Annotated in this window: 19 protein-coding genes and 1 pseudogene; 9 read left to right on the top strand and 11 right to left on the bottom strand. The window is 62.1% G+C overall.

Going from position 1 to position 20315, the window contains the following annotated elements; all coding sequences use genetic code 11:
- The first annotated feature begins 25 nt into the window (after positions 1 to 25).
- Positions 26 to 835, top strand: a complete 810-nt coding sequence (locus tag ABH945_RS16930; RefSeq protein ID WP_429251259.1) for a hypothetical protein — start codon at positions 26 to 28, stop codon at positions 833 to 835.
- Here the strand turns inward: ABH945_RS16930 and ABH945_RS16925 are convergent.
- Positions 816 to 1850 (bottom strand): SGNH/GDSL hydrolase family protein, encoded by a 1035-nt coding sequence (locus tag ABH945_RS16925; RefSeq protein ID WP_429251258.1) that lies wholly within the window; start codon positions 1848 to 1850, stop codon positions 816 to 818. The genes ABH945_RS16930 and ABH945_RS16925 overlap by 20 nt on opposite strands.
- A gap of 383 nt (positions 1851 to 2233) precedes the next feature.
- On the opposite strand from ABH945_RS16925, the gene ABH945_RS16920 reads away from it, so the two are divergent.
- From ABH945_RS16920 to ABH945_RS16910, 3 genes are all read left to right on the top strand, one after another.
- Positions 2234 to 2965 (top strand): AzlC family ABC transporter permease, encoded by a 732-nt coding sequence (locus ABH945_RS16920; protein ID WP_429251257.1) that lies wholly within the window; start codon positions 2234 to 2236, stop codon positions 2963 to 2965.
- Positions 2958 to 3257, top strand: a complete 300-nt coding sequence (locus tag ABH945_RS16915; protein WP_429251256.1) for an AzlD family protein — start codon at positions 2958 to 2960, stop codon at positions 3255 to 3257. The genes ABH945_RS16920 and ABH945_RS16915 overlap by 8 nt, the downstream gene beginning before the upstream one ends.
- A gap of 146 nt (positions 3258 to 3403) precedes the next feature.
- Complete coding sequence (locus ABH945_RS16910) at positions 3404 to 3733, top strand: DHCW motif cupin fold protein (RefSeq protein WP_429251255.1); 330 nt, start codon at positions 3404 to 3406, stop codon at positions 3731 to 3733.
- A gap of 3 nt (positions 3734 to 3736) precedes the next feature.
- Here the strand turns inward: ABH945_RS16910 and ABH945_RS16905 are convergent, their stop codons facing one another.
- Positions 3737 to 4663, bottom strand: a complete 927-nt coding sequence (locus ABH945_RS16905) for a LysR family transcriptional regulator (protein WP_429251254.1) — start codon at positions 4661 to 4663, stop codon at positions 3737 to 3739.
- A 102-nt stretch (positions 4664 to 4765) separates the two neighbouring features.
- Between ABH945_RS16905 and ABH945_RS16900 the strand changes: the two genes are divergently transcribed.
- Positions 4766 to 6187, top strand: coding sequence for an aldehyde dehydrogenase family protein (locus tag ABH945_RS16900; RefSeq protein ID WP_429251253.1), 1422 nt, complete (start codon positions 4766 to 4768; stop codon positions 6185 to 6187).
- 16 nt (positions 6188 to 6203) lie between these two features.
- Here the strand turns inward: ABH945_RS16900 and ABH945_RS16895 are convergent, their stop codons facing one another.
- The 6 genes and pseudogenes from ABH945_RS16895 to ABH945_RS16870 all read right to left on the bottom strand — a co-directional run bounded on the left by ABH945_RS16895 (position 6204) and on the right by ABH945_RS16870 (position 12718).
- Positions 6204 to 6503 carry an RNA-binding protein gene (locus ABH945_RS16895; RefSeq protein WP_429251252.1) on the bottom strand — a complete coding sequence of 100 codons (300 nt, stop codon included), beginning with the start codon at positions 6501 to 6503 and terminating at the stop codon, positions 6204 to 6206.
- A gap of 25 nt (positions 6504 to 6528) precedes the next feature.
- The gene (fabI, locus tag ABH945_RS16890; protein WP_429251251.1) at positions 6529 to 7311 is read right to left on the bottom strand and encodes an enoyl-ACP reductase FabI; all 783 of its coding nucleotides are present in this window, start codon (positions 7309 to 7311) and stop codon (positions 6529 to 6531) included.
- A gap of 2 nt (positions 7312 to 7313) precedes the next feature.
- Positions 7314 to 8492, bottom strand: coding sequence for an acetate/propionate family kinase (locus ABH945_RS16885; RefSeq protein ID WP_429251250.1), 1179 nt, complete (start codon positions 8490 to 8492; stop codon positions 7314 to 7316).
- 13 nt (positions 8493 to 8505) lie between these two features.
- Positions 8506 to 9483, bottom strand: a pseudogene (locus ABH945_RS16880) (phosphate acetyltransferase); the annotation flags it as partial.
- A gap of 39 nt (positions 9484 to 9522) precedes the next feature.
- Complete coding sequence (locus tag ABH945_RS16875; protein WP_429251249.1) at positions 9523 to 11811, bottom strand: DUF3141 domain-containing protein; 2289 nt, start codon at positions 11809 to 11811, stop codon at positions 9523 to 9525.
- A gap of 361 nt (positions 11812 to 12172) precedes the next feature.
- Positions 12173 to 12718 (bottom strand): thioesterase family protein, encoded by a 546-nt coding sequence (locus tag ABH945_RS16870; RefSeq protein ID WP_074769537.1) that lies wholly within the window; start codon positions 12716 to 12718, stop codon positions 12173 to 12175.
- 438 nt (positions 12719 to 13156) lie between these two features.
- Here ABH945_RS16870 and ABH945_RS16865 point away from each other — a divergent pair, with 438 nt between their 5' ends.
- Positions 13157 to 14266: a Rieske 2Fe-2S domain-containing protein gene (locus tag ABH945_RS16865; protein WP_429251248.1), complete on the top strand. Its 1110-nt coding sequence runs from the start codon at positions 13157 to 13159 to the stop codon at positions 14264 to 14266.
- 110 nt (positions 14267 to 14376) lie between these two features.
- On the opposite strand, the gene ABH945_RS16860 is transcribed toward ABH945_RS16865, so the two are convergent.
- Positions 14377 to 15072 (bottom strand): mobilization protein, encoded by a 696-nt coding sequence (locus tag ABH945_RS16860; RefSeq protein ID WP_074769533.1) that lies wholly within the window; start codon positions 15070 to 15072, stop codon positions 14377 to 14379.
- A 687-nt stretch (positions 15073 to 15759) separates the two neighbouring features.
- Here ABH945_RS16860 and ABH945_RS16855 point away from each other — a divergent pair.
- Entirely contained in the window at positions 15760 to 16398 is a 639-nt protein-coding gene (locus ABH945_RS16855; protein WP_429251247.1) for a hypothetical protein, read from the top strand.
- Between the two features lie 171 nt (positions 16399 to 16569).
- Here ABH945_RS16855 and ABH945_RS16850 read toward each other — a convergent pair whose 3' ends face one another.
- Complete coding sequence (locus tag ABH945_RS16850; protein WP_429251246.1) at positions 16570 to 17247, bottom strand: DJ-1/PfpI family protein; 678 nt, start codon at positions 17245 to 17247, stop codon at positions 16570 to 16572.
- A 177-nt stretch (positions 17248 to 17424) separates the two neighbouring features.
- Here ABH945_RS16850 and ABH945_RS16845 point away from each other — a divergent pair, with 177 nt between their 5' ends.
- Both ABH945_RS16845 and ABH945_RS16840 read left to right on the top strand, forming a co-directional pair.
- Positions 17425 to 18393 (top strand): GlxA family transcriptional regulator, encoded by a 969-nt coding sequence (locus ABH945_RS16845; protein WP_429251245.1) that lies wholly within the window; start codon positions 17425 to 17427, stop codon positions 18391 to 18393.
- Positions 18394 to 18614: 221 nt separating this feature from the next.
- A complete protein-coding gene (locus ABH945_RS16840; protein ID WP_074769525.1) occupies positions 18615 to 19352 on the top strand; it encodes a hypothetical protein in 738 nt (245 codons plus the stop codon).
- Between the two features lie 88 nt (positions 19353 to 19440).
- On the opposite strand, the gene ABH945_RS16835 is transcribed toward ABH945_RS16840, so the two are convergent.
- Complete coding sequence (locus tag ABH945_RS16835) at positions 19441 to 20232, bottom strand: MHYT domain-containing protein (protein ID WP_074769523.1); 792 nt, start codon at positions 20230 to 20232, stop codon at positions 19441 to 19443.
- Between the last annotated feature and the right edge of the window lie 83 nt (positions 20233 to 20315).

Here is a 20315-nt window from a genome sequence, read left to right as displayed (position 1 = left end):
GCTGCTCGCCAGTTTCGGAACATGCATGCCGTTGGCGCATGCAGAACCCAAAACGCCTTTGGTGGACGGAATCATCTGGCAGCCCGATAACGCGCACGCCGATCCGCATGGCGACTGGGCGCATCTCGGCGCGCACGAGTTGCTCGTGCAATGGACGGCGGTGGACGGTGTTGCTTTCGTGGCTGGTTCCGGGCTGCCCGACGCGCCGCATCAGCCGGACTGGCGGCGCATCGCGGGCGAGCCATGGGCGCGCGATGTGATCGTCGGGTTGGCGGGGCGGTTCAGCGAGCAGGCCGCGCGCGGCGCTATTCCCGAGCTTCTATCCGAGTCGTTGCGGGTCGCTGCTGCCAGGCCGCCGGTGCATGTCACAGGCTGGTATTTTCCGGTCGAAGTCGACCCGACCTGGACCAACGCGCGCGAGTTGCGCGCGGTCCTCGACCGGTTGCCGCGTCCGCTGTGGATCAGTGTTTATGATCGCGCGAATATCGGCGGCGCGACGCTGGCGAAATGGCTGGACACCTGGTTGCCGAAAGATGTCGGCGTGTTCCTGCAGGACGGCGTCGGCGAATATGCGCGCGAGCCGCGCGTCGCGCGACAGTATGCCGACGCGTTGTCCGCGACGCTCGGCAGCAAGCGGGTACGGGTGATCGCCGAAGCGTTCCGGCCGCAACCGGGCGGCGGGTTCCGGGCCGCGACGGCGGATGAAATCGCAACCCAGCTGGCGGCCTACGGCGGCTATCGGGTTTATCTGTTCGACGGGCCGCACTATGTTTCCGACCAGACCGTGCAAGGTCTGGTCGATGCCGCCGCGAAGCTCAGTGTCCCAGTCCGCTAGCCGCGATCTGCTGCTCCACGTATTGCGCAAAAAGCGCATGCACATGCGTCGTCGGATGCAGGTCGTCGGCGAACATATAGGTCTGGTCCGCGTTGGCGGTCGTGTAGGTCGCGGGCGAGCAGAGCAGGGATGTATCGTCGGGCGTCTTGTTCGGATCGCAGGCCATCGCGGTGTTCGACACCGTGAATCCGTTCGCCTGGAAATTGGAGATGATCCCGTTCAGCCACGTGTACGCATCGACCTGAATCACCTTGCTTTGCACGCCGTCGGTCTGCAACGCGGCGTTCAGGGTCGTGTTGAAGAGTTGCGATAGCTGGGTCAGATTGGCGCCGCCATCGGATGAAGCCAGGCCCTTCGGCGACAGCCCGATATTCGGCAGATTGACCACCACCACATGCGTGGCGCCGGCCTGAACGATCTGCTGGACGAGCTGCGCGAGCGCGGTCGCCGCCGTTTCCACGACCGGCCCGGCGGTGGGCGGCAAACCGGCGCGCAGCACGTCGTTCGCGCCGGCCCAAACGAGCACCAGCTGACCGGAGTTGAAACTCCCATGCGCGCTCAGATAGCTCGACACCTGCTGGTTGACGGGCATCTCGATGTTGCCGATTACATCGGTCAGGAAGTCGTATTGATCCGCTGGCGTGGCTATCGTCGAGCCGCCTTCCGCGTAACCGAAGCCGCCTTGGGCGCTGAGTTTGTGGGTGATGTCGATCGTGTACGCGGCGCTTAGCGTGTCGCCGTAGTATTGCGCGACGTTCTGCGACCATACCTGCCCGGGATTGGTCGTGAAGCGCCCGCCGCCCAGCGCGCTGGCGAGCGGCGCGTAGGTGCCGACGTCCGACAAACTGTCGCCGAAAGAAACCACCTGCAGCTTCACGCCGCCCGCCGGGGTGGCGGCGGTGCTGCCTGAACCGTTACTGGATGAATCGTCTCCGTGTCCGCCGCCGCACGCGGACAGCAGCGAGATTGCGACGGAAAATATTGCAGCACGTACTGTGTCATTTATTGCACGCATGGCTATTCCTCGTTGGCCGCCGGGGGAGCTATGACCGCGTTGCGGCCCGATTCTGGATGTCGTGCTCCCGGTAAGGGTTACGTCCAAGCAAAAAACGTGCACCGACGCGGGGCTTCGCTGAATAACCGCAAGAATGTACAAGTCCGGCGCACCGCGTTCGGCTACCCTCCCGGGTCGCTCACGCCGCGCATGGAGCTGCTACGCCGTGAGATTCGCGCAGCCGCTGGAACGCCATCGCTTATCCCCGCAAGTTTCGATCAATGGTGTCGCGTTCATGGGTTCGCGACGCTTTGCCATTGCTGTCAGCAAAGCCCAGGACAGGCCCGTTAATCCGCGTGAAATCTGTTTTTGCAGCAAATGTTTGACGTAAAAGGAAGTGTGTAATGAGTAGTGTGTATTCGCCGACGGTGGCGGCGCAGCAGCCGTCACGCGGCGCGGAAGTCGCGCGCGGCATGCGGGCCGCGCTGCCCGTCATGGTGGGTTTCGTTCCGTTCGCGCTGGTGCTCGGCGCGCAAGCCGCACAAAAAGGCCTCGGCGCGCTCGAGGTGCCGCTGATGACCGGCCTCAACTTCGCAGGCGGTTCCGAGTTCACGGCCGTCCGCTTGTGGACCTCGCCTCCGCACATTGCGCTGATCGTCGCGATGTCGCTGCTCGTGAATGCGCGGCATATTCTGATGGGGGCAGCACTCGCACCGCGCATGCGCCATCTGCCGTTGCCGAAGGCGCTCGCCGCGCTGTTCCTGATGTGCGACGAAAGCTGGGCGCTGACACTCGCCGATGCCAATGCACGCAAAACCGAGCAGATCAGCGTCGGTTACTACATGGGCGTCGCGATCAACCTGTGGATGACATGGGTCGCGTTCACCGCGCTGGGCGCAATCCTCGGGCCGGTTTTAGGCGACATCGAACGATACGGCTTCGACATGGCCTTCACGGCGGTATTCCTGGTTCTTCTGAAAGGCATGTGGAAGGGCGCGAAGGCGTGCAGCCCGTGGCTGGTCAGTCTGGTCGCCGCCGCGCTCACGTACCGGCTGGTGCCGGGCGCGTGGTATGTCGCGGCCGGAACCTGCGCAGGCCTCGTCGCGGCGGTCGCGCTGGAGAAGCGCGATGCCTGATCTCGCGATTCTGACCACCATCGTGTTGATGGCCGCGTCCACGTACGCAACGCGAATTATCGGCTACGTGGCGCTGCGCGACCGCACGCTCAGTCCGCGTATGCGCGCGGTCATGGAGAACGTGCCAGGCTGCGTGCTGATCTCGGTGATCGCGCCGGCATTCGTGTCGCGCGATCCGGCGGACCTGATCGCGCTTGCGGTGACGTTGTTTGCGGCCAGCCGGTTTTCGCTGCTGCCGACGGTGGTGATCGGCGTGGTGGCGACGGGTTTGCTGCGTTATCTGATGGGATGACAGCCTGCGCTGTAGCGGTCGATTCTCCGGAAATCTGTATCTGAAAAACCAGGCGTTCAGTCGCTACAGTCATGTGGCGCGGAACGTTTTGTGCATCCCGTTCATGGACGGCGCAACGCCGCGCCACATTCAGAAGAAGCGATCACATGCAGATAACAGGCTTTCCCTTCGGCATCACCGACTGGGACACCGTTGAAGAAACCGAACACCCCGGCGAATGCGGCGTCGCCCGCTGGCGAACCCAGACCTTCGGCGCAATGCGTGTGAGAACCGTGGTGTATTCAGCGGGATACATCGCCGATCATTGGTGCGTGAAGGGACATTTTCTGCTGTGCGTCGAAGGCGAGTTGCGCACCGAACTCGCTGACGGACGCCAGTTCGTGCTGAAGCCCGGCATGAGCTACCAGGTTAGCGACGATGCCGAGCCGCATCGTTCGTCGACGGAAACCGGCGCGAAGCTGTTTATCGTCGACTGATTTTCAACGTGCACGGCGAGCGCCGCGACGCGGTCGCCGCGCATCCGCCTGTTCGCGGATCAGGTCGATCAACGCGCGCAATCCGGCCGGCATGTGACGGCGGCCCGGATAGTACAGACACAGGCCGTCCAGCGGCGGCGTCCATCCTTCCAGCACGCGGATCAGCGTGCCCTCCTGCAAATCCGCGGCGACGTTCCACTCGCTCATATACGCGAGACCGACGCCCGCCCGCGCGGCCTGCAGAATCAGCCCCGGCTCGTCGAGTGTCAGCGGGCCTTTTGCGTCGATGCGCAACGCCTCGCCGTGCCGCTCGAATTCCCATTGATAGATCGAACCGCTCGGCATCCGCATGCGGATGCATTGATGCGCGAGGAGGTCGGCGGGCGTGCGCGGCGGCTTGTGCCGCTTGAAATAGTCCGGGCTGCCGACCACGGCGAAGCGTTGCGTGTCGCCGAACGGCACTGCGATCATGTCTTGCGGCACGGTATCGGCGAGACGGATGCCCGCGTCGAAGCCGTCGGCGACGATATCGATCAGCTTGCCTTCGGTCACGATATCGAGCTTCATCTCCGGATACCGCTTGATGTAGTCGAGAAACAGCGCCATCACCTGTTTCGCCGCGCCTGCCGACGTATTGATGCGCAGCACGCCCGACACCGTGTCGCGAAAGCTGCCCGCCGTGTCGAGTGCATCGCGGATGGTGGAAAGCGCGGGCGCCACACTGTCGACGAACTGCGTGCCCGCCTCCGACAACGACACGCTGCGCGTGGTGCGATTGAAAAGCCGCACGCCGATGCGCGACTCCAGCGCGGCCACCGAGTGACTGAGCGCGGACGTGGAAACGCCCAGCTCGCTCGCCGCCGCACGAAAGTTACGATGCCGCGCGACGGCCAGCACCGCTTCGAGTTCACCCAGGCCAGACGTTTTCATTGTCCTAAATCCTTCAACGTTACATGCAAGATTGTACGGCTAGTCAGCGCAATGAAGCGGGTCTATTGTGTGTGGCATCCAGAACGTTTTCCGGGAGCAGTCATGCAGATCATCGACAGGATTTATATCGACGGCGAGTTCGTCAAACCGCACGGCGACGAGTATTTCGACCTTTTCAATCCGGCGACCGAGCAGGTGATAGGCCGTGTGCTGCTCGCCGACGCGCAAGACGCACGCGACGCCATCGCCGCCGCGAAGCGCGCGTTTGCGGCCTTTTCGCGCACCAGCAAGAGCGAGCGGATCGACATGCTGAAGCGTCTGCATGCGGCCGCCGTCGCGAGAGAGGATGAGTTGTACGAGGCCATTACCGAGGAGTACGGCGCGCCGGTTTCGCGCGGCCGATGGATGGCCCGCCACGCGAGCGACGTGCTGGCGGGCGCGGCAAAAGTGCTGGAAGACTATCCGTTCACGCGCCGTGCGGGCACTGCGGACGTGGTGATGCAGCCGCTCGGCGTGGCCGGACTGATTACGCCGTGGAATAGCGACGCGGGTTTTATCTGCGGCAAGCTTGCCGCTGCGTTGGCCGCGGGTTGCACGGCCGTGATCAAGCCGAGCGAGATGAGCGCGATTCAGACTCGCGTGATTACCGAAGCGTTGCACGAAGCGGGTCTGCCACCGGGCGTTTTCAATATCGTCACGGGTCGCGGCGACACGGTGGGGGCCGAGATCAGTTCGCATCGCGATGTCGCGAAGCTGTCGTTCACCGGTTCGACGGCGGTCGGCAAGACGATTCTGCGCACGGCGGCCAGCACGTTGAAGCGCGTCACGCTCGAGCTAGGCGGCAAGTCGCCGGTCGTCGTGCTGGACGACGCAAATTTTGAAGAAGTGGTTCCGCTGGTGATTCAGGCGGGCTTCATGAATAGCGGACAGGCGTGCATTGCGGGTACCCGCATTCTCGTTCCGCAAAACCGGCTCGCGGAATTCGAATCGCGCCTTCGTGACGAAGTGGCACGCACGCATTCAGGCGATCCACGCGATCCGCAAACCAGCATCGGCCCGATGGTCAGTCAGAAACAGTGGGAGCGAGTGCAGCGTTATATCCGCATCGGTATCGATGAGGGCGCGCGTCTGATCGCGGGCGGTGAAGGACGACCGGACGGTTTGCAGACCGGTTGGTTCGTACGTCCCACCGTTTTCAGCGACGTGCGCAACGACATGACGATTGCCCGCGAGGAAATCTTCGGACCTGTACTGTCGATTCTCACGTACCGCGATATCGAAGAAGCAATCGCGATTGCCAACGACACCGACTACGGCCTGCAGGCGTACGTGTTTTCCGCCGATACGAAGCGTGCTCGCGAAGTCGCATCGCGGATCGAAGCGGGCCGGGTTCTCGTCAACACGCTCGCGCATGAACCGGCTGCGCCGTTTGGCGGCTTCAAGCAATCGGGCATCGGTCGCGAATATGGCACATATGGACTGGAGGCGTTTCTCGAGCCGAAGGCGGTGATTGCGGCCGCATGAACGCGCTGTGTTGCCGCTAACCCGGCAAGGCCGTACGCGTCATCCGCTTCGCCTCGGCCGCATTGCTGACGTCCCAGAACGAAAGAATCTGCACGCCGAGGCGGCAGCGATGCCAGTACATGCCATGTAGACGCTGGCGAATATTGTTCAGCGCCATCCACGTGGCGCCTTCGATCTCGACCAGCGCGGCGGGATGATCGTCGCCTTCGCCGATCAATTGAATCTCGTGGCACGCAGCGTGCGAATAGCGGAATATCAATTCACGTAATTCGTCGGCCGTGACGTCGTGGGGCAGTCCGCTAACCAGCAACTTCATGACGGTACTCGCAGGGAAAGTGGCGTTAGCCGTTCATGATGCTGACGCCGCCGTCGACGAAGATCGTGTTGCCGGTCATCCGCCGCGCGTAGGGTGTCGCGAGAAAGGCGCAGGTGTAGCCCACATCCATGATGTCGACGAGTTCGCCGATCGGTGCAAGCTCGGCCGCTTCGGTGAGCAGAAGATCGAAGTCTTTCAGGCCCGACGCGGCCCGCGTTTTCAGCGGACCCGGCGAAATGGGATGCACGCGAATGCGCTGCGGCCCGAGTTCGTGCGCGAGGTAACGGCACGATGCTTCGAGCGCGGCCTTGACCGGGCCCATCAGATCGTAATTCGGCACGACGCGCGTCGCGCCGAGATAGCTCATCGCGAACAGCGAGCCGCCTTCGTCCATCAACGGCGCAGCAAGCCGAGCCATGCGGATGAACGAGTGGCACGAGATATCCATCGCCTGCGCAAATCCCTGCGCGGAACTGTTCAGCAGGCCGCCTTGCAGGTCGTCCTTCGGCGCGAAAGCAATCGAATGAATGCCGACATCGAACCGTCCCCATGTCGCGCGAATCGTTTCGAACACCTCTTCCAGTTCGCCGGCTTTCGATACGTCCAGCGGCAGAAAAATCGATGCGCCCAGTTCCTGCGCGAGCGGTTCGACGTAGGTCTTCGCCTTGTCGTTCAGATACGTGATCGCGAGTTCCGCGCCAAGTTCGCGGAACGCTTTCGCACATCCATACGCAATTGAATGCTCGTTCGCGATGCCGACGATCAGCACCTTGCGCCCCGTGAAAGGCTGTGCAGAGAGCTTGTCCATGCTTACTCCTCCAGTCGGTGCAACGCGTGTCGCGCGATCATCAGTTCTTCGTTGGTCGGGATGACCCACACGTCGACAGCGCTTTGCGGGTCGCTGATAAGCGGGCCGTGTTTCGCGTTCGCCTGCGGGTCGAGCAACACGCCGAGCCATGCCGCTGCGCGGCACACGCGCTCGCGCACCGGTGCCGCATATTCGCCGATGCCCGCCGTGAAGACGATCGCGTCGAGACCGCCGAGCGCGGCCGCGAGCGAGCCGAGTTCGCGCGAGATGCGATAGCAGAACAGATCGACGGCTTCGGCGGCAGCGGGCACGTCGCTCGCGAGCAGCGTGCGCATGTCGCTCGATACGCCCGAGACGCCGAGCAGACCCGAGCGCTTGTACAACAGCGCTTCGATCGCGCGCGCGTCCATGTGCGCTTCTTCCATCATCCACAGCACGACGCCGGGGTCGAGGCTGCCCGAACGCGTGCCCATTACGAGTCCTTCGACGGCGGTGAAGCCCATCGTGCTGGCGACGCTTTTACCGTGATTCAGCGCGGTCATGCTCGCGCCGTTGCCGAGATGCAGCACCACCGTTTTGCCGTACGCGGCACGCTCGTCGTATTGCGGCAGAACGCTCGCGATGTACTCATACGACAGACCATGAAACCCGTAGCGCCGCACGCCGCGTTGCGTGATGTCGGGCGGCAGCGCAAAACGCGTGGCGAGCGCCGGTTGCGTGTGATGGAAGGCGGTATCGAAGCAGGCGATTTGCGGCAACTGCGGATTGCGCGAGCAGATCGAACGGATTGCCGCGAGGTTGTGCGGTTGATGCAGTGGCGCGAGCGGCACGAGCGATTCGAGTTGCGCGAGCACTTCGTCATCGACACGCACAGGTTCGGAATAACGTTCGCCGCCGTGTACCACGCGATGGCCGACCGCGAGCAAGGTCGCGTCGCCCGCGTGTCCGCGCAACCAGTCGAGCAGGAACGCGATGGCGTTGTCGTGGCCGAGACGCTCGCCCTCCGGCCAGCGTTTCTCGTCGACGATTTCGCCGTCCTGGCGTTTCACCTGAAAGCGCGGATTGCTGTAAATCTCTTCGAGCTTGCCACCGGCAATTGGATCGAGCACGCCGCCGTTCACCGAGAATGCGTGAAATTTGATGCTGGACGAACCCGCATTGATGACCAGAATGACGTCCATGCGAGCGCCCCTCTCAGACGATGACGGAAGAAAGGTTCTCGCGCCGCGCCGGCGCAACGAGCGACGCGACCGCGCACGACGCGAGCCTCGTCATCACCGAATCCGCGCGGCTGGTGAGGATGATGGGAACCCTCGCGCCCAGCACGATGCCCGCAGCATCCGCGCCCGCCAGAAACGACAGGCTCTTGGCGAGCAGGTTGCCCGCTTCGAGGTCCGGCACGACCAGCACGTTGGCGTGCCCGGCGACCGGCGAGCGGATGCCCTTGGTTTTCGCGGCTTCTTCGCTGATCGCGTTGTCGAGCGCGAGCGGGCCGTCGAGAATGCCGCCGGTAATCTGCTGGCGATCGGCCATCTTGCACAGCGCGGCGGCATCGAGCGTGGAGGGCACTTTCGAATTGATGGTTTCCATTGCCGACAGAATCGCAACCCGCGCAGCCGGAAAACGCAATGCGTGAGCCAGGTCGATCGCGTTCTGCACGATGTCGCGTTTTTCGTCGAGCGTCGGCGAGATGTTGACGGCTGCGTCGGTGATGATCAGCGGGTCTTCGTGTCCTGGTACGTCCATCACGAAGCAGTGGCTGACGCGCCGCTCGGTGCGCAGGCCCGTGCCGCGCGCGACCACGGCGGCCATCAGTTCGTCCGTGTGCAGCGAGCCTTTCATCAGCGCCTGCGCGCTGCCTTCATGCACGAGTTGCACCGCCATGTCGGCGGCCGCGTGACTGTGCGCTACGTCGACGATGGGCAGATCGCCCAGATCGAGATTGCCTTCGCGGGCGGCCGCTTCCAGCTTCGCGCGCGGCGCAACGAGGATCGGCGCGATCAGATGAAGCCGGGCGGCTTCGATGACCGAAGACAACGAATCGTGATCGCACGGATGCGCGACGGCGGTCGGCAGCGGCGGTAGCGTTTTGGCGAAGGCGATCAGGCGTTCGTACTTCTCGCGTTTGTGTTCCATGTGCTGGGCCCTGGATTGGCGTGTCGATAACGGAACGGTTCGAACCGCTCGAACCGTTCAACCTGCCCGAACGATTCAGACTTTCTGACGCACCTTGTCAGGCGGCGCTTTTTTTGTCTTTGACGCAGATTCAAAAATGGTCAGCACGCGAGCCAGATCGGCGCGCTCGTTGTCGTCGAGCGGTAACGTGGTGCTGAGTTTGTCGATGTGACGTGCAGCCTGATGGATTTCGGCAGGTGCTGTGCCCGCGAGCATGCCGGGCAGCGCGTCAAGCGCGGCGTCGGCATCGAGGCGCAGCAGTTCGGCCTGGTCGCGAATCACCTGTTTGAACGAAAGAACGCCTTGATCGGACAGGGTGCCGAGCATGGCGCGCGCCTGGTTGAAGCGGCGCTCGTCGGCGACTCCATGCGTTCTGCGCACAAAAAGCAGCGCACGTATGCTTGCTTCGACGAGTCCGCCTTTCGACATGGTCTCGCGCAGCCGCTGCTGTTCAATGGCAACCGGTACGTGTCGCGCGTTGACGTCGTGTGATGGCGCGTGCGCGCTGCCGTGCTGCGGAGCGAGGCCCGCGAGCGCCTGGAGCCATGGCGATCCGTAGACCGTTTCGAAAATCTGTTCGACCGCGGCGTCGCGCGCGTCGCGATACAGGTTCAGGGATGTGACGATCGAATCCGACACCGCATTCTGCATTTGCCAGAACGGGTTATCGACGGCGGCGGGTTCGCGCGTTTCCTTGACGCGTTCAGCGGCCTGCGCAACGCCCGAGGCCAGCGGATGACGATCCGACCACGCTTCATACGGCACCCGCAGCGGATGCAGGCGGCTCGCCAGCTCCGCGCCCCACGGTGTCGCGCACAAACGCACCCACGGCTGGACGAAGCCGCGATACAGGCCGAGATTCAGATTCGACACATAAGCGGCGGTGGCGAAGCGTCGATCGCTTTCGTCGTCCGGCTGCACGATCGCGCGCACGTCTTCGATGCTGCGCGGTGAAATCGACAGTACATGGTCGCCTTCGACCAGCTCCGCGTGCGGCGTCGCCTCGGTTTTCGCGCCCATTTGAGCTTCATACAGACCGGATGGCAGCAGGTCGATAAGATCGATGTTGCTGACGAATTCGCGATGCTCCTTGCGCCCGGTGCTGCTCGACACGAAGATGCCGAGATGGCCGATATTGTCGTGCGTCGCGTAGACGATGGTCTGCTTGTGTCCGAACAGTTCGGCGTCGTCGTGATACAGGTCCGTGATCCAGCCAAGCGCCTGCGGCGGCGGTGTGATGTTGTCGCCATACGAACAGAACACCACGATCGGCGAGCGGATGTTGCGCAGATCGAGGCGCACCCCGTCCGACAGCACGATATTGCCGCCTGAAAGCCGGTTGCCGACAAACAGGTTGTCGACGATGTACTGCATTTCCACCGCGTTCAGAAACACGTGGCCGCCCCAGTACTTTTCGAAGCCCAGATAGCGGGGCGCTTCGGTGTCGATTCTGGCGTACAGGTTGTAGTTCTTTTGCCAGAGCGTATTCGCCGGATTGAGGTTCTCGAAGTTCTGCACGAGCCACGCGCCGTCGAAGCGGCCGCCGCCGAGATCGCCGGTCAGCGCGGTGAGCCACGAACCGCCGAGCATGCCGCCGGAATAGCGCATCGGATTCTTGCCGCGCCAGCCGGCCCAGTAAGAAACCGGAGCGCCCGCGACGATGATCGGCCCGAACAGGTCCGGGCGCATCGCGGCGGTCATCAGGATCTGCCAGCCTGCCTGGCAATTGCCGATCACGGCAGGCTTGCCGGGGCTACCCGGATGCAGCTCGATCACTTTCTCGAGAAACGCGGCTTCGGCGCGCATCACGTCCTCGACGGTCTGACCGGGAACGGGATTGGGAAGAAAGCCGACGAAATAGCACGGATGTCCCGCGCGCAACGCAGCGCCGATTTCGCTGTCACGCTTGAAGCCGCCGATTCCCGGGCCGTGTCCCGCGCGCGGATCGAACACGACAAAGGGCCGCAGACGTCCGGGATCGTGCTCCTCGACCGGATCGTGATGGGCTTGCAGATCGGCGGGGGCGACGATGCGCACGAGTCCGTAGTTGACCGGGCGCGGCAACGTGCGTCCGTCGACGATTAATTCGACGCTGAAATCGAGCACATTGGGCGTGCGTTCGTTCAGATGCGTTTCGTACTGGTTGCCGCGCTCGCGCATCACGTCGGCGAACAGCACGGAGCGTTGCCACGCGTCGATCGCGTAGTCGGCGGCGGCGTGCGCGAAAGCCGTGAACGGCGGGAATGCGTACGGCGAAGCGATGGCGGGATGAGCGGATGCGTCAGGCGTATCGGGTGTATCGAGTGGCTGATTGGAGTCGTGCATGCCGCTTTAACCTCCTCGAAGAGTCGGCGCTACTGCGTGGCTGCTCAGGTGTGGCCGATGCTGCGGAGCCGCTTCTGCGCGGCATTAGGACCGGATTGCGGGCCTGGCATGAAAACACGCGGATGTTGCCCATGATCGGCAAAAGCCAGGGCAAAGCAATGACATGTGTGCAGCTGCGCCGACTAGTTGTCACGCGGCCCGGCCCGTGGTTTTAAACGGTCATGTGCCGCGTGTTGCACTGCGTCATCTTACGGAGTCTAGGCGGTGACAATTGATCTGGCAAACCGGAATTCGAGGAGATTTGACGGCGCGCATAAACGATTGAAACGGACGGGTGCGGCTGACATTTTTAGCCGATCGTTTACTGTTTTGGCGAAGACGCCGGCTGGAACGCCATGCCGCCTTCCGCGTCGCTCCAACGGGCGACCCATTCGGGCAATACCGGCGATGGCTGTGATACATCCGCGAGTTGCATCAATTCGGCGGTCGTCACGATACCGCCGCTGCGCTTCAGAAATCGTGCACGCACGACAGCCAGTGCAATTTCGACGTTATCGCGGACGAATCCCTGCTCGATGAAGATATGTTTTTCGTCCCAGCCGATAACACGGGTACGCACGTCGTAACGATTGCCGAGTTCTAGCGAGCGGTGAAATCGAATTGTTTCCAGCGTGACCACCGGATACCAGCGTTGCGTGTTCAATTGCCGCCACAGGCCGCTGCGCATCATCAGATCGACGCGCGCCAGATCGAGGATCGTCAGATAGCGGCCGTTGTTCATGTGGAGCAAAACGTCGAGGTCGTTTAGCCAGACGCGAAACGGGGTGATGCAGGTGTCGAGCACGTTCAACCGGCTACGGCGACGGCTGGTAAAAATCAGAAGCAATAGACGAAACAGAAGACTCATGCGAAAGCCCGGTCATGGAGTGCGCCGCAAGCGGCAAGGAAAACGTGCATGGTAGTCGGGCCGATGCGCTTTGGGAGGTGGAGGGCCGGGCAAATCTATAGAGCGCTCCTTCGAATTGAGAGGACCGAATTGCTTACACGTCCCCGCAAAAATGCGGGCTTGCGAGTGATTCAGGTACATTGGCTGTCGTCGAGCAGGTTCGTCGATAGCCGCACGCATTCTCGCGGAATACGGCTGCCTGTCGACGCGTACGCCGTGGTCGCATGCCTTCGTAGATGCGGCACGCGGCGCGAGTTTTCGCGTCGCCCTCGTCAAAGAAGGCGGCGCACCTGAACCAGTCATTGCCCGATTGTTCTCCGTCGAGATCGGCGTGCAGAACCTGTGCGTGTGGCCACCCGGCCACGAAGCGCACCCGGGTAGTGTGCAATGCTTAACCCAATGCTAAAAAATCTCTGGTACGTCGTCGCTCCTTCTGCACAACTCGGTTCCGCGCTGCTGCCGGTCAAACTGCTCGGTCAGGCGTTCGTTGCCTTTCGCGACGAACACGGCGCGGCGCGTCTGCTGTCCGATATCTGCGTGCATCGCGGCGGGTCGTTGTCGGCCGGCACGAAGGCAGCGCACACCGTGCAGTGCCCGTATCACGGCTGGCGATTTAACGGCGATGGCGTCTGCACTCAAATTCCCGCCCAACCGGACCTGCGCATTCCCGCGAAGGCGCGCGTGGATGCGTATCCGGTGGTCGAACGCTACGGCTGGATCTGGGCGTTTCTCGGCGATCTGCCGGAGGTCCAGCGGCCACCGTTGCCCGCACTCGACTGGGTCGACGATCCGGCGTTCCGCGTCGTGTCCGGACACTTCGACTGGGACGCCAGTTGGGATCGCGTGATCGAAAACGGGCTCGACTTCGCGCATGCGCCGTTCGTACAGGGGTCGACTTTCGGCGACCCGGATCATCCGCAGATCGACGCATTCGAGGTGCGCACCGATTCCTGGAGCGGCGACGCCACGATGACGATGCGCAGACCGGTCAGGCAAGGACTGCTGCGTCGCCGGGCGACGGGACAGGCGGTGGCGGTCGAGACGCGGCCAGGCTTTCATCTGTCGGGGCCGTGCGTGACGCTCGAATTGCGGCCGCGTGATGGATGGACGATCCAGATCGTGTCGGCGCACGTGCCGGTCGGACCGAACCGGACTCGCACATGGTGGATGATGGGGCGCACGTTCATGCGTTCGGCGCTGTTCGACCGCGTGACCGTGAATCGCAATCTGCGTATCTTCCGCGAGGATCACGAGATATTGCGGCGGGTTAGACCCGAGCGCGTCCCGGATGACTGGCAACGGGAAGTGTCGGTGAAATCGGACGCGTTGCAGATTGCGTTTCGACGCCGGGTCCTCGAACTCGAAAAGCAGGGGTGCCGGATCGACGAGGCGCGGGTGGAGCGCGACTATCGCGGCCGCCTGGCCTGCGCGATTCCCGGGCCCGCGCGGCGCGAAGTCAGCGGATGGGCGATCGATGCGATTCCGGTCGTGGCGGCGCGAGAGGATTGATGTCGTTGCGGGTTCGCCCACCGGAGACGTTTGTTCCAGTGGGTGAACCCGAATGGCGGCCTGCTTTGGGCGTCGGTTTTGACGTCCGCGTTTTCGCTATGTTTCCGCTCTCAAACCCCGACCTTCGCCAGCTCCCCATACACGCGATGCAGCCAGATTTTCACGCGCTGCCGGTCGAGCAACCCGAGAGCGGCCCCCGCGCCGTCCTGATGATTGACCGCCGCCCAGAAACTCGCGCTGTGCCGGTCGACCTTCTGCATCGTCGCGTCGGGCAGACGGCGTAACGTCACCACGCTCGCGCCGAGTGCTTCGGCGCGCTCGCGTTCGCCGGACGCGTCGAGGATGTCGAAGCGGTCGCCGCGAATTTCATTCAGCACGATCACCAGCTTGACGCGTCCGCCGAACTGGTCGAGCCACTGCCGCAACAGGTCCACCGAATCGCGTCCGGCGTCCATCACATGCCACCACGTCAGCGTCAGACCGTGTTCGGTGGCCAGGCCGACCGCATCCGTGTCCTCCAGCCATTGACCGAGCGCCTGCTGCGTCTGCGCGGCGAGATCGACCAGAACCCGCTGCCCGGGATTTTCCAGCGCACGTTCGATGATGGGATCGAGACTGTCGTGCCGGTCCAGCACCGCCGGAACCGTGAAGTCCGAGTAGAAGCGCAGCAACGCGCCGTGGGATCTGTCGGTGTCGAAGCCGACGAACGGAATGTTTTCGTCGATAAAGTACTGGGCCAGAATCCGGGCTACCAGTGATTTCCCTACGCCGCCTTTCTCGCCGCCAATGAAATGGATGACGCTCATCTGTACAGATCCTTTGTTGTGAAACCAGCAGGGTGGAAAGCAGAAGCTAGCAAAGAAAGGAGACAGTACTGCGACCAGGGCATCGGAAAGAAAAGAAAGGTGAGAAATAGTTGGCGGTTCTCTTCTGTCTCGCGCGGCAACGTACAGAAAAAGAGAAGCTGGAGCGTGGCCGGAAGTACTCGTTTGCGTATTCGCCTGGCGGTTTATTCCTGAAAGCACTCGGCCGGCAATCTGCTTTATACGCCGCAATTAATTTGTCAATTCTCTTAAACGAGTATTCGCAAAACCGTTGATAAAGCAATCAACGCGGCTTCGTCATCGGTTGTTTTTTCCGCTTCATCTTACGTCGGCTCGCCGGGAAGCTGACAGTGCGCTAACCGCCTCATATATATAGAAAAAAATGTGCCACGGTCAATGGAATGTGCTAGAAAATAGCTATTGCACGGCGCACGGATAATCGCCGCACGGGGCAACACAAGCGAACTTTGTTTTTTGAATTCTTAATCGGCCGCGAGGTGGATCGTGAGAATAAAAACGCTTTTAGGGTTTGGGGTAACGACGGTTGCCTCTGCGCTAACGCTACAGTGCGGCCCGGCATGGGCCGACGGTCCCGAGACGGCTTATGCCGACGAGGATGCACCCGCGGCGTCGCTCAGTCCAAACGAGTATCAGGTCAATGCGGACGGCATGAAAGAAGATCCGAACGCGAAAATGTCGGACGTGGCGCGCGCTTATCGCAATGGCTATATCAACCGCGGTAAGGAAGATCAGGCGGGCTACAACGCAATGATCGACTCGCATAACCACGGTCAGCGGCAACCTGCGAAGACGGACGTGGCCCGCGTGGATGTACCGCCGCTGCCGGCCGGCGTTCCTGAAGACGACAATTCGAAGTACACCAGTATTCCGGCACAACCTCGCCAGTACGCGCAACGCCAGGTGCCGCAACCTCCGCAGCAGCCACAGCAATATCAGCCGCAGCCACAGTACCGGCAGGCTTATCAGGCGCAGCAATACGCTCCCGCGCCGATGCAGTATCAGCCCGCGCCTCAGTATGTTCAGGCTCAGCCGCAGCCGGTCTATGCGGATAGCCAGCCCGTGTACGTGCGGCAGGACTATGCGCCGCCGCCTGTCCAGTACGTTCCGGTCTACGGTCAGCAGCAGTACATGCAGCCGCAATACGAGGAAATGCCGGTGGTGGATGTCATGCAGCCCATGGCGCCGCCGGTTGCGTATCAGGTTTACCGGCCGCCAGTTTATGTCGCGACGCCGCGTATGTACGCGTACCGTGCGCAGCCGGTGATGAGCTACGGTATGTGGCGCTAGGGCGTGACGGGATTACCGCATAGTCGACTGCGTAGTCGCCAGAAACAGCGGAGAAGCCTGGTCGGGCGCGTGCAATGCGCGCCCGATTCGCACTTCTTCGCTGTGTGTTTATCCGCGCTATTGATTACTCACTGATCTTTTCTTTTATTCGCGCCGAGAGTGCCGGGCGCATCAGAACCCTGCGGCCACCCGCGCGACAATTTCTTCGCGCCGCGCTATCGAACCCGCAAACCGTCGGCGCACCGACTCCACGACTGCCTGCGGTGCGCTCTCCGGGCTGCCGGCATCGAACGGTGGAGCGGGCGCGTATTCGAGCAGTAGCTGAACCGCTTGCGCTTCCTGTTCGCCGATCAGTTCTTTCGCCAGCGTCAGCGCGAAATCGATTCCGGCGGTAATGCCGCCGCCTGTCACCCGGTTTCTATCGCAGACCACCCGCTCGCGCACGGCAATCGCCCCCAACGGCTCAAGCAGATGATGCGACGCCCAGTGCGTCGTCGCGCGATATCCACGCAGCAAGCCCGCCGCGCCGAGAACGAGCGAACCGGTGCAGACCGACGTGACGAAGCGCGCGTGATCCGCCTGACGTCGCAGGAAAGCGAGTGTTTCAGCGTCCTCCATCAGATCGCCGACGCCGGCGCCGCCGGGTACGCAAATCACATCGAGTGCCGGGCAAGTGTCGAACGTGGTATTCGGGACCAAGGTGAGCCCGCTGCTGGCCTTCAGCGGCGAGAGATCTTTCCCTACCAGATGGACGGCGGTATCGGGCAGCGACGCGAATACTTCGTGTGGTCCGGTCAGATCGAGTTGCTGCACGTCGGGGAACAGAAGAAAGCCAATCTGAAGCGTCATCGCGGAACCTCGTCGGGTAAGGGTTGGTAAGGGGTGTTGAGCAGGTTGCGGTGTTCTGCCGGGGTGCCGCAAACCGGAAGCAGATAGCGGTGATGGACAACCTCACTGTACCCAGTTACCGTATGGCGGGAATGACATAGAGCCCACATTTTCCGCCATCCGCCTGAACACTCAACCATGCGCGCACAGCCCCGATCGATCGACATCCTCGCTTTTCCCGACGTGCAACTGCTCGACGTCACCGGACCGCTGCAAGTGTTCGCCTCCGCGAACGAACTCGCGCGTCAGCGTGGTCTTCCTGCTCCTTACGTGCCGCGCGTGATTGCCGCGCAGTCGGAGCCGGTGGTGTCGTCGGCGGGATTGGGACTCGCCGCGTATCCATTGCCGTCGGCGAACGAGCGCTCGGACACGCTGATCGTCGCGGGAGGGCGAGGGGTTCACGCGGCCTCGCGGGATGCGCGCCTCATCCGCTGGGTCCAGCGACATGCGGCCAACTCGCGGCGCGTCGCGTCGGTCTGCACGGGTGCGTTTCTGCTAGCCGCAGCCGGTTTGCTCGACGGACGCCGGGTCGTCACGCACTGGGCGCACTGCAATGAACTCGGACAGCAATACCCCGCATTGCAGATCGAGCCCGATCCGATTTTCATTCAGGACGGGACGGTCTGGACTTCTGCCGGCGTCACCGCCGGTATCGATCTCGCGCTCGCGCTGGTCGAAGAAGATTCAGGCCGCGCGTTGGCACTCGACGTCGCGCGCGAACTTGTGGTCTTTCTCAAGCGGCCAGGGGGGCAGGCGCAATTCAGCACGACCTTGCTGATGCAGAAAGACGGCGATCAATTCGGAGAACTGCACGCGTGGATCGTCGAACATCTGAACAGCGATCTCTCAGTTGCCGCGCTCGCCGGGCGTATCGGAATGAGCGAGCGGAGTTTCATGCGCCACTACCGCGCGAAAACCGGCAAGACACCTGCGCGGGCAATCGAACAGATCCGCACTGAAGCCGCTTTGCGTTTGCTCAGCGAAACGTCGCTGCCGGTTAAACGCATTGCGGTACGGTGCGGATTTGGCAGTGAAGAAACCATGCGGCGCAGTTTGCTGCGGGCCGTCGCCGTTACGCCGCAGGCTTATCGGGAGCGCTTTGCGTAGAGGCGTAAAGCTTGAAGGAACGCCCAAAACAATAGAGCGCGCTATTCAATTCAAATCGCCTTAACGGTATGGATTAGATAAGAAGAAAGTTAATCGCGGTTTGTGCCGGGTGTTCCGGCCGGAACATCTGTTTGCGTTCGCTGCCGTACATTACATGCGTCTGACAAGGAATATTTTGAGGCTGATTCTCGTTCTCACCCTTTTTCGGCAACCACATAAATATGCGCTCCTTGTCAGACGCAACAGGTCAAACCGTGGCGAAAAGAATTCGAATCGACAAAGGCGTTGCACTGCAGTCTTATCACAGTGTGATTCCAGTTGAGACAATCGCCGCAATTAACGAGATGATCGACCGCTCATTCGGTAACACGCCGCAACGGACGCAGTCAGGAGAGACCGCGGCCGAGTTGATACGCCGTGGCGATGCATTTAAAAAACTGGAGGAGACAGTTTGCGCCGATGCGCGCGAAAAGGCCGCAAGAACCGGACAGATCGATTTGCCGTTAAAGCCTTTTCATGTACTCCGTTGTGCAAGCAAGGCGAGTGGAGCCGAAAGTAACAACCGTCACTACGATTCCCATTTACTGACCTTTCTTATTCCGCTGCAACTCGCGCCGGACGGTATTTCCAATGGCGATCTGGTGATGTATCGGCGTCCGCGTCTATCGGTGACAACGCCGGGCAATATGATCTGCAAGATGCGTCATGGCTTTCTGCGCAGCCTGCCGCTAACGTGCCGCAGATGGCTGACGTTGCGCGATCTGCGTGTCGGCAATTGTTCGCGCATACCCGTGCAGGTGGGCAGCGTCTACGCATTCAATGGATTCGCGATCCAGCATGGCAATCTGGATGTCGAAGTAGGGCAGCGCCGCACGCTGCTCATTCATTATTACGACCCGGGTCATTCGCTGGGATTGAGCGAAATGCTGCGCCGCGAGCGTATCCCGGCCACGCGCTGAAGATGTGCCAACCGGCGCGGACCGACCGAAGCCAGTCGCGTGCCGCCGGTTCATCGCACTACTGCGGCAAGACAATCGACAGACCCCGTCAGCGGGTCGAGCCGCGAATGCGGTCCACCTGATCGTTGAGTTGCGTCACCGAATTGGCGAGAAACTTGGCGCGCGCGTCGAGATGAAACACCAGCAGCGTCGCGACCAGAATGATGAGCGCCGAAGGAATCACGGCGGCCGCCAGCCATTCCGGCCGGATGCCACCCGTCGCACCGCAAATCGCGTCGGGCGCGAAATTCGCCGCCGCCATGCCGGTGTAATGCATGCCCGCAATCGCCACGCCCATGATGCAGGCCGTGCCGATCCGCTTGCGCATGACGTGCTGATGATCCGTGCCCCGCAGCGAGTGCGCACCCCAGAGCGCCGCCGTCGATGCGGCGATTGCGATCAGGATCGACAGCGCGAACACGACGGGGTCGTAGTGGATAGCGGGATGCATCAGCATCGCGGCCATGCCGACGTAATGCATGCTGGCGATTCCGAGTCCCATCAGAATGCCGCCGGCGAGCAGCCGGCCCAGACCGAGCCGTTTGCGCGTGACGATAAACAGCGCGAACCACGAAACGAGTATGGCGATGATCAGCGAGTAGCAGGTCACCGCGAAGTCGTAGCCGAGCGGTATGGTCAGCGAGAACGACAGCATGCCGATGAAGTGCATCGACCAGATACCGATGCCCATCGCCAGCGCCCCGCCTGCGAGCCATATCTGTCGCGAGCGTGCGTAGGCGAGCAGGGAAATCCGGTCGGCAAGGTCGAGCGCCGTGTAGGACGCGAGTGTCGCGATGATGAGGGAAAACGCGACTAACCCCAGGTTGTAGCTACTTTGCATAGTCGGCGGCTTTTTAAAAGAGCTCGATTAATGTTATTGACAGCATGGCAGGGATTCTCCTGTGACGAAGAACCTCGGCTCCG

The sequence above is a fragment of the Paraburkholderia sp. GAS333 genome (assembly GCF_050435665.1).
GTDB classification, from domain to species: Bacteria; Pseudomonadota; Gammaproteobacteria; order Burkholderiales; family Burkholderiaceae; genus Paraburkholderia; species Paraburkholderia fungorum_A.
Note: the sequence above shows the minus strand (reverse complement) of the source record. Positions and strands in the feature narration are given on the sequence as shown.

Bases quoted from the DNA above. Each gene is read 5' to 3' on its own strand.
- ABH945_RS16930 (WP_429251259.1), top strand. From the start codon at position 26: ATGCCGTTGGCGCATGCAGAACCCAAAACGCCTTTGGTGGACGGAATC.
- ABH945_RS16925 (WP_429251258.1), bottom strand. From the start codon at position 1,850: ATGCGTGCAATAAATGACACAGTACGTGCTGCAATATTTTCCGTCGCA.
- ABH945_RS16920 (WP_429251257.1), top strand. From the start codon at position 2,234: ATGAGTAGTGTGTATTCGCCGACGGTGGCGGCGCAGCAGCCGTCACGC.
- ABH945_RS16915 (WP_429251256.1), top strand. From the start codon at position 2,958: ATGCCTGATCTCGCGATTCTGACCACCATCGTGTTGATGGCCGCGTCC.
- ABH945_RS16910 (WP_429251255.1), top strand. From the start codon at position 3,404: ATGCAGATAACAGGCTTTCCCTTCGGCATCACCGACTGGGACACCGTT.
- ABH945_RS16905 (WP_429251254.1), bottom strand. From the start codon at position 4,663: ATGAAAACGTCTGGCCTGGGTGAACTCGAAGCGGTGCTGGCCGTCGCG.
- ABH945_RS16900 (WP_429251253.1), top strand. From the start codon at position 4,766: ATGCAGATCATCGACAGGATTTATATCGACGGCGAGTTCGTCAAACCG.
- ABH945_RS16895 (WP_429251252.1), bottom strand. From the start codon at position 6,503: ATGAAGTTGCTGGTTAGCGGACTGCCCCACGACGTCACGGCCGACGAA.
- fabI (WP_429251251.1), bottom strand. From the start codon at position 7,311: ATGGACAAGCTCTCTGCACAGCCTTTCACGGGGCGCAAGGTGCTGATC.
- ABH945_RS16885 (WP_429251250.1), bottom strand. From the start codon at position 8,492: ATGGACGTCATTCTGGTCATCAATGCGGGTTCGTCCAGCATCAAATTT.
- ABH945_RS16875 (WP_429251249.1), bottom strand. From the start codon at position 11,811: ATGCACGACTCCAATCAGCCACTCGATACACCCGATACGCCTGACGCA.
- ABH945_RS16870 (WP_074769537.1), bottom strand. From the start codon at position 12,718: ATGAGTCTTCTGTTTCGTCTATTGCTTCTGATTTTTACCAGCCGTCGC.
- ABH945_RS16865 (WP_429251248.1), top strand. From the start codon at position 13,157: ATGCTAAAAAATCTCTGGTACGTCGTCGCTCCTTCTGCACAACTCGGT.
- ABH945_RS16860 (WP_074769533.1), bottom strand. From the start codon at position 15,072: ATGAGCGTCATCCATTTCATTGGCGGCGAGAAAGGCGGCGTAGGGAAA.
- ABH945_RS16855 (WP_429251247.1), top strand. From the start codon at position 15,760: ATGAAAGAAGATCCGAACGCGAAAATGTCGGACGTGGCGCGCGCTTAT.
- ABH945_RS16850 (WP_429251246.1), bottom strand. From the start codon at position 17,247: ATGACGCTTCAGATTGGCTTTCTTCTGTTCCCCGACGTGCAGCAACTC.
- ABH945_RS16845 (WP_429251245.1), top strand. From the start codon at position 17,425: ATGCGCGCACAGCCCCGATCGATCGACATCCTCGCTTTTCCCGACGTG.
- ABH945_RS16840 (WP_074769525.1), top strand. From the start codon at position 18,615: ATGCGCTCCTTGTCAGACGCAACAGGTCAAACCGTGGCGAAAAGAATT.
- ABH945_RS16835 (WP_074769523.1), bottom strand. From the start codon at position 20,232: ATGCAAAGTAGCTACAACCTGGGGTTAGTCGCGTTTTCCCTCATCATC.